Annotated in this window: 15 protein-coding genes; 2 read left to right on the top strand and 13 right to left on the bottom strand. The window is 44.8% G+C overall.

The features are described 5' to 3' along the window. Positions 1–162: 162 nt before the first annotated feature. Positions 163–1422, top strand: coding sequence for an outer membrane protein transport protein (locus R8O11_RS12370; RefSeq protein WP_053304159.1), 1260 nt, complete (start codon positions 163–165; stop codon positions 1420–1422). A 309-nt stretch (positions 1423–1731) separates the two neighbouring features. Then, positions 1732–3048, top strand: coding sequence for an outer membrane protein transport protein (locus tag R8O11_RS12365; RefSeq protein WP_104979589.1), 1317 nt, complete (start codon positions 1732–1734; stop codon positions 3046–3048). A 74-nt stretch (positions 3049–3122) separates the two neighbouring features. On the opposite strand, the gene R8O11_RS12360 is transcribed toward R8O11_RS12365, so the two are convergent. From R8O11_RS12360 to R8O11_RS12300, 13 genes are all read right to left on the bottom strand, one after another. Next, positions 3123–3896 carry a VacJ family lipoprotein gene (locus tag R8O11_RS12360; protein ID WP_005380523.1) on the bottom strand — a complete coding sequence of 258 codons (774 nt, stop codon included), beginning with the start codon at positions 3894–3896 and terminating at the stop codon, positions 3123–3125. A gap of 216 nt (positions 3897–4112) precedes the next feature. After that, entirely contained in the window at positions 4113–5327 is a 1215-nt protein-coding gene (gene ccmI / locus R8O11_RS12355) for a c-type cytochrome biogenesis protein CcmI (RefSeq protein WP_017820807.1), read from the bottom strand. Continuing rightward, positions 5327–5812 (bottom strand): cytochrome c-type biogenesis protein, encoded by a 486-nt coding sequence (locus tag R8O11_RS12350; RefSeq protein WP_017820808.1) that lies wholly within the window; start codon positions 5810–5812, stop codon positions 5327–5329. The genes ccmI and R8O11_RS12350 overlap by 1 nt, the downstream gene beginning before the upstream one ends. Continuing rightward, the gene (locus R8O11_RS12345; RefSeq protein WP_005380518.1) at positions 5809–6363 is read right to left on the bottom strand and encodes a DsbE family thiol:disulfide interchange protein; all 555 of its coding nucleotides are present in this window, start codon (positions 6361–6363) and stop codon (positions 5809–5811) included. The genes R8O11_RS12350 and R8O11_RS12345 overlap by 4 nt, the downstream gene beginning before the upstream one ends. Position 6364: 1 nt before the next feature. Then, the gene (locus R8O11_RS12340) at positions 6365–8341 is read right to left on the bottom strand and encodes a heme lyase CcmF/NrfE family subunit (protein ID WP_021034009.1); all 1977 of its coding nucleotides are present in this window, start codon (positions 8339–8341) and stop codon (positions 6365–6367) included. Further along, on the bottom strand, positions 8338–8823 hold the full coding sequence (ccmE, locus tag R8O11_RS12335) for a cytochrome c maturation protein CcmE (RefSeq protein ID WP_005380516.1): 486 nt from the start codon (positions 8821–8823) through the stop codon (positions 8338–8340). Before ccmE ends, R8O11_RS12340 begins: the two co-directional genes overlap by 4 nt. Further along, entirely contained in the window at positions 8820–9026 is a 207-nt protein-coding gene (gene ccmD / locus R8O11_RS12330) for a heme exporter protein CcmD (protein WP_005380515.1), read from the bottom strand. The genes ccmE and ccmD overlap by 4 nt, the downstream gene beginning before the upstream one ends. A gap of 11 nt (positions 9027–9037) precedes the next feature. Next, positions 9038–9781, bottom strand: coding sequence for a heme ABC transporter permease (locus R8O11_RS12325; RefSeq protein ID WP_005380513.1), 744 nt, complete (start codon positions 9779–9781; stop codon positions 9038–9040). A gap of 109 nt (positions 9782–9890) precedes the next feature. Beyond that, a complete protein-coding gene (ccmB, locus tag R8O11_RS12320) occupies positions 9891–10559 on the bottom strand; it encodes a heme exporter protein CcmB (RefSeq protein ID WP_005380512.1) in 669 nt (222 codons plus the stop codon). A 1-nt stretch (position 10560) separates the two neighbouring features. Continuing rightward, a complete protein-coding gene (gene ccmA, locus R8O11_RS12315) occupies positions 10561–11178 on the bottom strand; it encodes a cytochrome c biogenesis heme-transporting ATPase CcmA (protein ID WP_005380511.1) in 618 nt (205 codons plus the stop codon). 289 nt (positions 11179–11467) lie between these two features. Continuing rightward, on the bottom strand, positions 11468–11962 hold the full coding sequence (locus R8O11_RS12310) for a DUF2802 domain-containing protein (RefSeq protein WP_025767176.1): 495 nt from the start codon (positions 11960–11962) through the stop codon (positions 11468–11470). Positions 11963–11975: 13 nt separating this feature from the next. After that, a complete protein-coding gene (locus tag R8O11_RS12305) occupies positions 11976–12470 on the bottom strand; it encodes a chemotaxis protein CheW (RefSeq protein ID WP_005380507.1) in 495 nt (164 codons plus the stop codon). Between the two features lie 35 nt (positions 12471–12505). Continuing rightward, on the bottom strand, positions 12506–13453 hold a 948-nt coding region (locus R8O11_RS12300; protein ID WP_206949301.1), incomplete at its 5' end, for a chemotaxis protein CheW.

The raw sequence follows: 13453 nt of genomic DNA, 5'->3' as shown, positions 1-13453 counted from the left end.
TTTAAGTGCAATTTCCCGTCTTTTAGACATCATTTCTGCAATTTTTATTCAATTTTATCCAATGGTCGGATTTGTCCAAGCAACTATTGATACTACTATCTGCGCCACTGAGCAAAAGCTCAATTTATCGTCCAAAGAGACGAATCTAATAAGGAAAAACAAATGACTCAGAACACGCGTCTGTTTAAAAAGACTCTCCTAGCAGTAACGGTAGCTTTTGCCTCAGGTCAATCGATGGCAGCGGGTTTCCAAATCAACGCTCAATCAGCAACTGGCATCGGCCGTGCATTTGCTGGTGATGCAGTAATCGCAGATAATGCAGCAGTAATGGCTCGTAACCCAGCAGCAATGGCTCTGTTTGATAAAATGGAACTGTCGCTAGGTTTCGAAAGCATTACTTCAATGATTGAAGTGAAAGATGCGAAATATAACGTTAATACTCCTTTGGGCTCCAGTACTGTAAATGTTGCTGACACTGATGATGTGGGTGATACGTCAATAGCTCCAAACATTCACCTAATCGTTCCAGTAAATGACAAGTTTGCATGGGGCGTAAACGCATACTCTAATTTCGGCACTAAAACTGAATTTTCAGATAACTACACCGCAACCGAGTACGGTGGTCTTACGGATGTAAAAAGCTTCAACTTTGGATTGGCGGGTTCTTACCGTTTAAACGAACAATGGAGCTTTGGTGCTGGTTTAGATTTAATCTACGGCCAAGGCACAATGAAGCGTACAACTAGCTCTTCAGTCCCAGGGGTTGGCGGTCAAAAAATTCTGGACGTAGATAAAGCTGATGGTTGGGCTGTTGGTTTCAACGTTGGTACTGTGTACGAACTAGATGAAAACAACCGTTTTGGTCTAGCGTATCGTTACAGCCCTGAATTTACGGCGAAAGACGACAAAGGTCAGGAAATCACGCTACCTCTACCAGATATGGCCGAGTTTTCTGGTTTCCACAAAATCCAAGACACTAAGTTTGCTGTACACTACAGCATCCAATACATCGGTTGGAAAGATTTCGACCAAATTGATTTTGAGAACCTAAATCAGGGTTTACTTAAAGGTGGTTACTCGAAAGACTATCAATGGCAAGATGGCTGGCACTACGCAATTGGTGGTACTTACTACCTAAACAACAACTGGACACTTCGTGCTGGTTACATGTACGACACAAGCGCTCAAGATAAAGTAACGTCTATCTCGGTACCAGACTCTGATCGCCAGTGGTTCTCCACAGGTTTCTCTTACCATATTGATAATAGCTCAAACATCGATTTTGGCTTCACGTACTTGTTAGGTGAAGATGTAAAAGTTAATGAGAATACTCAATTATCTCCTGTTCTTTCTACCGGTGTAACAGCAACAACTCATGCTGATGCAATTCTATTCGGCTTACAATACAGCCGTAGCTTCTAAACGCTTCGCTGTTAGTTAGTAGAAAAATACTTTATATAAAAGGCTGGATTTCCAGCCTTTTTTCATATCTGCGATTTATTGCCCACTCAATTTGAGTGAACACGTGTATCTAAATCTCACAATTAGGACGCACAGCTGTTCGCTGAATTCCGTTTACAAGCCTTTCACAGTTAGATTATTAAACCGCAAAAATAACATTTGAAAGGATAATATTTCAAATGACCACTTACGCTGGATTTTCATTTCTAAAGTAAAAACTCTACCTTTAAACTTTCGTCCCACGTTATAAACAAATCAGCGAACATTCGAATGAAAACCAACAAGACTCTTCTATCAACAGCAGTGGCATTAAGCCTACTTCTCACAACGGGCATGGCTAACGCAGCAGGTTTCCAACTTGCTGAATATTCTGCAACAGGCCTAGGTCGAGCATATGCTGGTGAAGCTGCAATGGCTGACAACGCAAGTGCACAATGGCGTAACCCAGCAATGCTAACTTATTTGGAAGGCACTCAAGTGTCCGTTGGTGCAATCTATGTGAACCCAAATATTGATATTGAAGGTGATGTAAACTTCCACGGTAGCACTTCTTCTGCATCTTCAGATGACTTCGCACATGATGCAATCATTCCAAACTTCTACCTATCACACCAATATAATGAGAAATTCGCGATTGGTTTGGCATTTGGCACCAACTACGGCATGGAAACCGATTTAGGTAAAGGCTTTGGTGCATCGCACTTCGGTAACGAAGCAAGCGTAACGACAATGGAAGCGAACTTAAACGCAGCTTACAAAGTCAATGAATCAATCAGCGTTGGTGGTGGTATCCGTTACATCATCGGCGAAGGCAGCTTTGGCGCAGCAGCTCCTAAGAATAACGTTGTAGGGTTAAATCCTGAAACTAATCAACCAATCAGTGTTCCTCAAGGTACCGCTCTAAAATACATGGAAGGTGACGATACCGCTTGGGGCTGGCAAGTTGGTACAGCATGGCAGATCAATGAAAATAACCGTATCGGCTTCGCGTACAAATCTGAAGTTGAACTGAAGCTTGAAGGCCATGCTGAAGGTCTTGGTTTTGGCTTCGGTACTTCTGAACGCGACAACGGCTACATGTATCTAAACCTGCCTGCAACGGCTGAATTGGCAAGCTTCCACCAAGTAACAGACCAACTTGCGTTACACGCAAGCGTTAACTGGACGGATTGGAGCTCTTTCGAGAAATTGGAAGCACGTCTAGATACTGCTGGCACGCATATGGTTAAAGTAGAAAACTGGGAAGACAACTATCGCTTTGCTGTTGGTGCTACTTACCAGCTTGATCCTAAACTAGCGCTACGCACTGGTATTGCATACGATACTTCAGCGGTAAGCGACAAAAACCGCACGATCACGATTCCAGAAACTGACCGCACTTGGCTAAGTATTGGCGCAACGTACGATTGGACGAAAGACTTCAGCCTAGACGCTGGCTTCACCTATATTTTTGCGAAAGACGCACCAATCGTTGAGTCTCGTGGTTACAAGTCAGACGACACTGCAGAACAAGTCGGCGGCCAATTCGTAGGCGAAACTACGGGTAATGTTTGGCTAATCGGTGTTCAAGCAAACTACCGTTTCTAACCAAGCTGCAAAATACAAAAAAGGCTTAGTATCAGCTAAGCCTTTTTTCATTTCTCGATTATGAAGAACAACGCTTAAAAGTCTTCTAGATATTCATCTAAATACTCTTCTTCTTCGATGTTAACTTCTTCTACCGTTTCAACTTCTGCTTTAAAGTTTTGACGCTGGATATAAACATCGCGAGTTAGAATATATGGATCCGGCGACGAGTCTAGCTGCGCTTCTTGCGGTACTAATAAAGCACGCTTCTCCATTCCTTCAAACGCCCACTTACCCAAACTCGCCCAGAAGTTGAGATAAGAGAGGGGTAAATACGTACTATCTACGGTATCTGTCACTTCACGTAAGGTATACGGACCATAACCTGGAACCATGAAGTAAGGACCATTTCCAACACCATAGTGGCCTACTGCATCACTGAACGCTTTCTCGTCGTACTTCGTAATACCCGCGGCACTTGCAATATCGAATAAACCGAAAATACCGAACGTCGAGTTAATCCAAAAACGGTTAAAGTGGTCCACGGCTTTCGTACCATTACCCATGATTAAGTTATTAACCATGCTTGCTGGCTCATCTAAGTTCGATAAGAAGTTAGCGATACCAGAACGAATAGGAACTGGCGTGTATTCTACATACGCAAGTGATACAGGACGAACCAAATACGGATCTAAATATTCGTAGTTGAGTTCCCACATGGTTCGGTTAAAGCCTTCCAACGGGTCATACACATCAGAAGTCGTTTGATTTGTTTCTTGTCCTGTTACTGCTTCATCAGGCGCACTTGAACAGCCAACCAGTCCAACGGCTAACAGCAACAAGAAGGTAGATTTACCCTTGTTATACATTTTATTTTCCATAACGACTATTAATGTACCTAAGTCACCCCGATTAACCATTGTACGTATGTTGAGCAGGATACATAGTAAAGATGACTCAGATATGGGAATAAATAAAGGCCAGCAATCGCTGGCCTTCGGTATTCTACTCGATCGTTTAGAGTCATACCACTAAAGGCAACTGACTCTACCTCGTTGTCATGTTTCAGAGACAGATGTTAACAATTAATACTGCTGATCAATGGTCACTTCTACTGGTGCGCCAAATTCAACGACGTCACTTTCTCCGTGCCAATCTTGATCACGCGTTGCTACGTTACCGTCAGAATCTACACGCACACGGACGATTAGCTTATCGAGTGAAGATAACTTTTGCCCTTGCATCATGGCATTGCCATCATCTAATACGACTGTGCGAGGGAAAGTACCTAGCGGATAACGAGCAGCAGCCACAGGCATTGGAGAGCCATCTGAACGATGTACTGACACAATCAGAACTGCGTTTGGATCCAACTGAGCATTTGGTGCCACATTAATTGTCACAGCTACACTCTTATCCGGTGAAACCGCTTCGCCCATTTGCTTACGAGCACTCTCAATACTGCGTGACAACATCTCGTAGCGGCTATCTTCTGGACCAATCATTTGCTGCATGATTCCCCAGTACTTTATGGCTGCCGGGAAGTCTTGACGCTCAAACGCATCGAACGCTAACAAAGAAAACACACGCAGATCGACATAGTCTTGCTGCATCAGCTTGCCGAGTAATGAGCGAGCCGTCGCTTGATCCATTTCCTCTTGAGACAGCATCAGAGCTTGTGCATAACCCAACATCACATCTGGGTCTTTTGGCTCTAGGCGGTACGATTTTTCCATCGCATCGATAGCTGTGGTGACATCACGATTTGCTAACGCAATACGACCTAGCAGTAACCAACCTGTCGAGTCTTCCGGCTGGTAATGTAAGCGAGTTCGAAGGGCTAGGGTCAAATCCGCCATTTCATCGTCACTCAGCGGCTCAGAAGAAGCCGACATCAGCTTTTTCGATAACTCAGGTAGATTTGCAGACACTTCTTGCCATTGAACAATATCGTCTGACGCGCCAAATTTATAATACAAACCATAGCTCAGCACCACCGTCAGAATTACCGATGGAACTAAAACCGCGATTGGAGAAACCTTGGTTTCTTTTTGCGCTTTATCACCAGGGATATCGTCAAGCAGTGATTGCTTTAGATCAGAAATCAGTTCGTCTTCACTTTCAACCAGACCTTCGTCAGTTTCTTCTGCAAGCTCAGATAGTCGGTCTTTATAAAATGCCTTGTTGAGCTCATCGCGTAACACATCATCATTGTTCGCTTTTTGTTTAAGCAGCGGCAAAGCCACCAGCGCACAAGCAATAAGCGTGAGAGCAACGGTGGAAATCCAAAATAGTGTCATTACTTCTTATCTCCGTTGTTCTCTTCTTCAAACAATGCTTTTAAACGAGCTTCTTTTTGCTCATCCCATTGCTCGTCACTGCTCGCTTTTGCCTTAACTTTAGGTTTACGGCTACGCAGTACAATCAAACCAAAACCACCCAGTACTACAGCGAGTGGCCCTAGCCACAAAATCGCAGTCGCGACCGTAAATGGTGGGTTGTAAGTCACGAAGTTACCGTAACGGGCGATCATGTAATCAACGATCTCATCTTTGGACTTACCTTCTTTGGTCATTTCGTACACCTTATGGCGTAAGTCCTGAGCAAGTTCAGCGTTAGAATCCGAGATCGTGTTGTTCTGACATTTAGGGCAACGGAGCGTATGGCTTAACTCTTTGAACTGCTGTTCTTGTTCCAAATTATCAAACTCGTACACTTCAATGGCCGCATGAGCAGCAAGAGATAATGTCATCGCAGCAAAAACGGCAAGAATTAGCTTTCTCATTGCTTCGCCTCCTCAACCAATTTGTTGTAAAGCGGCTCCAGTGTTTCTGACCAATTACGTGGGTTTACATCCCCTACATGGCGATAGCGAATCACACCATTTGCATCAATAATGAATGTTTCTGGAGCACCATAAACACCAAGGTCAAGGCCAAGCATACCACTGCCATCAAATAGGCTGATCAAGTACGGGTTGCCGAGATCATTCAGCCAACCTATTGCTTTATTACGATCATCTTTGTAATTCATACCGATGATCTTAACGCCCTTACCCGCCAATTCGTTTAGGTATTTATGCTCTGCATAACACGTTGGGCACCACGTTGCCCAAACGTTCAAGAGCAACGGTTCACCTTTAAAAATTGATTGGTCGTACTGTTTTCCAGGCTCAGCCAGATCTTCTAAATGAAATTCAGGAACTGGCTTACCAACCAAAACCGACTCCAATTTAGTTGGATCATCGCCCTCTTGGTTACGCATTAATTGGGTTGCGAAAATGCCCGCTAGAATCATGAAAGCGACAAGCGGAATAAATAAGATTTTCTTATTCATGTTATGCCTCCTGCTCTTTTGACTTCGCGTTTTTCTTCGGCGATTTACGGAAGCGGTAGCGTTTATCAGAAATCGCTAGTGCGCCGCCTAATGCCATAATCAAAGAGCCAGCCCAAATCCAACGAACGAACGGTTTATAGTAAATACGAACAGCCCAAGATCGGTTGTCGTCTAAACGTTCACCCATTGCAATGTATAGGTCGCGGCTAATACCACGGTCAATGGCTGCTTCAGTCATCATAGACTTAGCCGTACGGTAGAAGCGCTTCTCTGCGTGAAGCGTATTCACGTATTTGCCATCATGTGTGATCTCAAAGTCTGCGATGTAGCCATCGTAGTTTGGACCATCTTTATCACGCAAGCCTGAGAAGTAGAAATCATAACCTTGAATTTGGAAGTGTTCGCCAGGTGCTAAACGTACATCTCGCTCGATGCTGTAGTTCTGTACCATCGCAATACCGATAACAGATACCGCCAGACCAACATGACCCAACATCATTGCCCAGTGGCTACGTTGCAGCTTGCGAACACCTTCACTAAAGCTATGACGGTGCGTTGCTCGCTCGTACAATTCAAAGCCATGCATCGCAATAATCCAAATCGCCATCACCCAACCAATGTAAGCCATGGTTGAGAAGAAATCGGCAAACAGGTACACGCATAGCGCGGCCAAAGCGAAAGCAAGCACACCTGAAACGAGCATTGGTTTCACAAGTTTAGATAAACTGTCTCGCTTCCAGCGAATAAGAGGACCAATACCAAGCAGAAAAGCAAATGGCATCATTAACCACGCAAATAGCATGTCAAAGAATGGCGCACCGATAGAGACCGACCCCAAACCAAGCTGCTTGTGTACGAGCGGCAACAGTGTCCCCACTAACACCACAACAAGAGCGGCGATAAGTAATACGTTGTTGGCTAAGAGCGCATTTTCACGTGAGACTAAGTCGAAGTTACCTCGTACACGCACTGCTGCCCCTTTTACGGCAAACAGCAATAAAGAGCCGCCGATAACGAAAACGAGGAAGCCTAGAATAAACATACCGCGCGACGGGTCAGACGCGAACGCGTGCACCGATACTAAAATACCGGAACGGACTAAGAAGGTGCCCAACAAACTCAACGAAAATGCAGAGATTGCCAATAGTACCGTCCACGCTTTAAATGTGCCGCGTTTTTCTGTCACGGCAAGAGAGTGCATTAATGCGGTACCCGCTAACCAAGGCATGAATGATGCGTTTTCTACTGGGTCCCAGAACCACCAGCCACCCCAGCCAAGTTCGTAGTAAGCCCACCAAGAACCTAGTGCGATACCAAGTGTTAAAAATACCCATGCTGCGGTTGTCCAAGGACGAGACCAACGAGCCCAAGCCGTGTCAAGGCGTCCGGTCATTAGGGATGCGATAGCAAAAGAGAACGCAACCGAGAAACCAACATAGCCCATGTAAAGCATTGGCGGGTGAACAATTAAACCAGGGTCTTGAAGCAGAGGGTTCAAGTCACGTCCGTCAACCGGGAAGAACGGTAACGTACGTAGGAATGGATTTGACGTTAAGATGATAAACAGTAGGAAACCCACTGAGATCATGCCCATAACAGCAAGTACACGTGCAACCGACTCTTGCGGCATACCACGACTAAACGTCGCTACAGCGACAGTCCAAGCAGCTTGGATTAACACCCATAGCAACAGTGAACCTTCGTGTGCACCCCATACTGCGGTTAAACGGTAGTACCAAGGAAGCTGACTATTCGAGTTGCTCGCTACATACTGTAACGTGAAGTCGTTGGTATAAAATCCCCAACATAAAATGGCGAAAGAGAACAACAGCATCAGGAACATAGACCAAGATAGCGGTCGCGCTGTGTTCATGAGCATGGTGTTATTATTCGATGCTCCCCACAATGGCAATACGCTCAACAGCACTGCCATTGCAAGCGAGAGAATGAGAGCAAAGTGACCGATTTCAGCAATCATTGGCCGCTTCCTTGTTTCTGTTCGGTGCTGTATTGAAGCGGTTCATGCGTTTTCTTCATCGCTTCTGCAATTTCTGGTGGCATGTATTCTTCATCGTGCTTCGCTAGGACCTCAAATGCCTCAACTGTCGTGGCATCTTTCAGTACACCTTGAGCAACAATACCCTGCCCTTCACGGAACAAGTCAGGAAGAATACCGTCATAGGTAATCGTCACTTTCGGACCGACATCGTGCAGGTCAAAACTCACTTTCAAAGAATTAGGATCTCGACGAACTGAGCCCACAACCACCATTCCACCGATACGCAGACGCTGGCCTACTTCTGGCTTGGTGCCATCTGGCTTACCATTAACCAATTCCGTTGGAGTATAGAAAAGGTCCATATTTTGGTTAAGCGCATAAAGTATCAAACCAATGGTGGCACTAATACCGATAAAGATCGCTAGTACAATACCTAGCCTCTTTTTACGTCTCGGGTTCATAAGGTGTTCTCCATGTTCTTCGCTGCGTCGATACGAGCTTGACGGTCAATTTTTGCTTTCACTTCTTTCAATAATGCATCACCGCGGCGAAGGCTAGTGATCAGAAGAATCAGCATGGATAAGAAAGTAATACCAAACGCACTCCATACGTATGATGCGTAGCCACCCATGGCAAAAAAGTCGCTCAGAGATTCAAAATGCATAATCAGTTACCTCACTGAGTTTGTTCTGTTGCGAGTTTGCGCACCCAAGGGCGGTGACTTTCTTTACTGATGATTTCGTTACGAAAACGGACCATCGTCACGGCACCAAAGAAGAACGCAAAGCCAAAGATGTTCAGCAATAACGGCCAAAGCATGTCGGATGAAATAGAAGGTTGTTCAAATTTCGTGATCGTCGCACCTTGATGAAGCGTGTTCCACCATTCCACGGAAAAGTGAATGATAGGTAGGTTTACTACGCCTACGATCGCTAAAATACCAGCAGCTTTTGCGGCGGTTTTTTGATCGTCAAACGCATGGTAAAGCGCAATCACACCAAGGTAGAGAAATAGAAGAATCAATTCAGATGTAAGACGGGCATCCCATACCCACCAAGTGCCCCACATAGGCTTGCCCCAAACAGCACCTGTAAGTAGAGCAATAAAAGTAAATACTGCACCAATCGGAGCCATCGCAAGTGCCGCCATATCAGATAGGCGAACTTGCCATACTAGGCCAATAAATGCAGCGATCGCCATCGACATATAAACGCCCATAGACCAAATAGCTGATGGGACATGAATGTAGATGATTCGGAAACTGTCACCTTGTTGGTAATCTGAAGGCGCAAATGCAAGCCCCCAAACCGTACCAACCGATAAGCATACGAGGGCCAATACAGAAAACCAAGGCAGAAACTTACCACTCAAACGATAAGCTGCTTCTGGCTTGGCATAAGGATGTAGCCATTTCCACATGTTTTGTTCTCACTCTTACTTCAGGGACACTGTCTAAAGGGTTGAGACCGTAGCAGTGCTTTAATAATAATTCTTTGATCAAGCGCCGCTTCATTGGCACTTTATTGAGTTAGTTGACACTAACTCGTAATGCGGCACTGATGGCAAAAGGCGTTAATGTCATCGCCCCCATTAGCATCGCACCTAAAATCGCTAGTTGACCGTTATACGCCATACCGAGTGCGGCAGCATCAATTGCCGATGTTGCGAAAATCAAAATTGGGATGTAGAGCGGAAGAATAAGCAAACTCAAAAGAACGCCACCCTTTTGCAACCCAACAGTCAACGCCACACCAATGGCGCCAATAAAACTTAGTGTTGGTGTACCGATCATCAAGGTTAATACAACCGATAGCCAAGTATTGAAGTCGAGCGAAAGTAAAACCGCCAATAATGGGCTAATTAAAATCAGAGGTAACCCTGTTAACAACCAATGTGCTATGACCTTTGAAACCACTACAAGTTGCAATGGAATCGGCATTAGCATCATTTGTTCTAGTGCACCGTCTTGAAAATCATCACGAAATAGACGCTCTAATGATAATAAGGCGGACAGCAATGCGGCAACCCAAACGATGCCCGCTGCAATACGTGCTAACAAATTAGGCTCTGGTCCAATACTCAGAGGAAAGAGAGTAATGACAATAATAAAGAACCACAGCGGGTTCAGAATGTCTGCCTGACGGCGAAATGCGATTAGGAGCTCACGACGAATGATGGTGGTCATCGAGGAAATCATATCAGTCACCCAGCTTTATTTTTCTAAGTTTCGGGCTGTCCGCAAACATATCTTGATGCGTCGTCAACACAACAATACCGCCATTATCAGCATGACTTGCGAACAAAGATTCAAGCACCTTGACACCTTGCTTATCAATGGCAGTCAACGGCTCATCTAAGATCCATAAAATTTGCTTACTGAGCCATAACCTTGCCAATGCGACTCGTCGTTGCTGACCTGCGGAAAGTTGTGCTACAGGCACATCTTCTCGACCAGCTAATCCTACTTGAGTCAAAGCGATAAAGATTTCTTCGTCTGAAGAGCGATTATTTTGAATAGATTGATAAAAACGTAAGTTTTCTAATGCGGTAAGCTCTCGTTTCACTCCTGTTTGATGTCCTAAGAAAAGCAGATCTTGATGGAAAACATCACGAGATTTTTCAACCTCTTCGCCTTTCCATTTAATGACACCTTCTTCTCTATCACCTAACCCTGTCACAATCCGAAGCAATGTAGTTTTACCAGTACCATTACGCCCTTCGATCTGGACCAATTCACCAGGCTTAATTTCAAACTGCAGGTTTTCAAACAGAACCCTTTCATCACGGATTGCTGTCAGGTTAGACACTTCTAACATAGAGCTTCAACTAAAAAATGAACGAGCCGCTATATTAGCACAGCTTAGTTATGACAAAACAGGATAAGAGGGCTAGGTTACATGTAAGTTCATGTATTTTTGTTAATTAATCATCACACTTTAATAAAATTAACTATAAGTAGTTATAAGCGCTCATTTTGAATTTGAGAGGCCAGAACTAAGAGCAAGATCGACTGAAGGTTGTCTAGGGTTGTATTTAAGAAGAGCATTAGAGGCTAAAAACAAAAAAAGAGGCGTAATAACGCCTCTTTTTTTCGCTTGATAACCTTTAGCGTCGACGACGTCCACGCGTTGGATATTCTGAGTCATCTGATGGCTGACCACTTAATGGTGGAATCTTCTCTTTCCCCGCCAGTTTCTTCTGCAGTGAAAGCATCAACTCAGCTTCGGCTTTTGGTAGTTCGCACTCTTCAATCAGCTCGTTGATATCAGCGCCAAGCTGTACCATTTTAGAAGCGCGACTGTACAAGCGACCATCAGTATCAGCGTGTTCGAGTTCGCGAATTCTCTCGTTTAAGTGCTGAATAATGTCTTGTTGCTCGGTCACTTTTTGTCCAAGACCAACAACAACCGAGCGCACTTCGAGTAACTGCTTACTCAACTTTTGCACTTCTTTATCTGCGTGTCGAGATTGAGCTCGTTGTTGATCTAACTGCTTTTGTAACCCCGAGCGAATCCGCAGTTGCAAAACAACCAATACCAACACGATAAAAGCAACGCCACCCGCAAGGAATGGGGCAGATAAAAGAGTCTCTTCAGCCATCATCATTCAGCCATTAAAGGTGAGCCATCTCGTCCCACTCGTCATCTGTTAGCAGCTTGTTCAAATCCACAAGGATAAGAAGCTTGCCGTCACGGTTGCTCACACCCTGGATGAACTTCGCACTCTCGTCGGTACCAACTGAAGGCGTGGTATCAATTTCAGAAGAACGCAGATAAACAACTTCTGCCACGCTATCTACTAAGATACCAATCACTTGACGCTCAGACTCGATCACAATAATACGAGTGTTGTCAGTGACTTCGCCTTCCATCAGGCCAAAACGTGAACGTGTATCGATAACAGTAACTACATTACCGCGTAGGTTGATGATACCAAGTACATAATCTGGTGCACCTGGAACAGGGGCAATTTCAGTATAACGAAGTACTTCACGAACTTGCATTACGTTGATGCCGTACGTTTCTTCTTCTAGCTGGAACGTCACCCACTGAAGAACTTCGTCATTCGATGCATCTTTCTTCACTTCTACTTCAAAAGCTTGAGACATAGTTAATCCTCGTTAATGTCGTTCCCGACTTAAATCTAATTCAGTGATTTGACATCTAAACCGGCGTTTAGCATGTCAATGAGCGCCTGGACATGAATTAAGGCACACATTTTTTCTTTTACCATGCCCGCTAGCCAAGGGCGTTTACCCGCCTGCTCACGCCAGCGAACCTTGTCGATATTAAGCGTTTCAGTCCCCATTAATTGGTTACTGGCCAACCCCCACATGCTCTCACCAAGCATGACGACATATTGGTAGTTATCTTTATAGCTATCATCACGAAGCTTATCTGCCATCACCCATTTCGCGGTATCGACGACATCAAACTGCTGCTCGCGATTTGTTTGTAGCCCCAAATACCAGGCGGGTTTTCCTATCAAATGGTTAAGCTCGCTAATGCGATGAATACCACCTAACTCATCAAGAGGTACAGCAAACGTGACACCATTCACATCAAAGTAAAGAACTTGGAAGTCCTCACTTCGCTTCGTGCTTTCCCAGACCGTTGGTATATCGGAATCTGCTTGTGTTTCGAGTTCAGTATCGACGTTCGATTCTATATTGATACTTTGTTCGATCACTGCGTGAGGTTCATCCACCTCTGGTTGCGCTTCCTCAAAAACTGGCTCATCAATCACCCAGTCCTGTATTTCCTCAACACCCTGAAGCTCAGGCACCTCACTAAAGGTTTGTACCTCAGGCTCAGCCGCTTTTATCTCTGCTGCAATATCAATCGTATTTTGTTCAAGAATACTATCAATATCCAACTCAGCCACTGGGTTGCTTGCTTCAAGCTGACTTAATAGCCTTTGAACATCTTCCAGGTTTGGAGCTTCCAACTCTGGCGGATATGTTTCTTGAAACTGGTACGTTTCTGGCTCCGAGTATTGTAGCTGTAATTCTGGCTCTGGCTCTGGCTCTGGCTCTGGCTCTGGCTCTGGCTCTGGCTCTGGCTCTGGCTCTGGCTCTGGCTCTGGCTCTGG

Source organism: Vibrio sp. 1288, from assembly GCF_033344475.1.
This window is presented reverse-complemented; position numbering and strand designations above follow the sequence as displayed.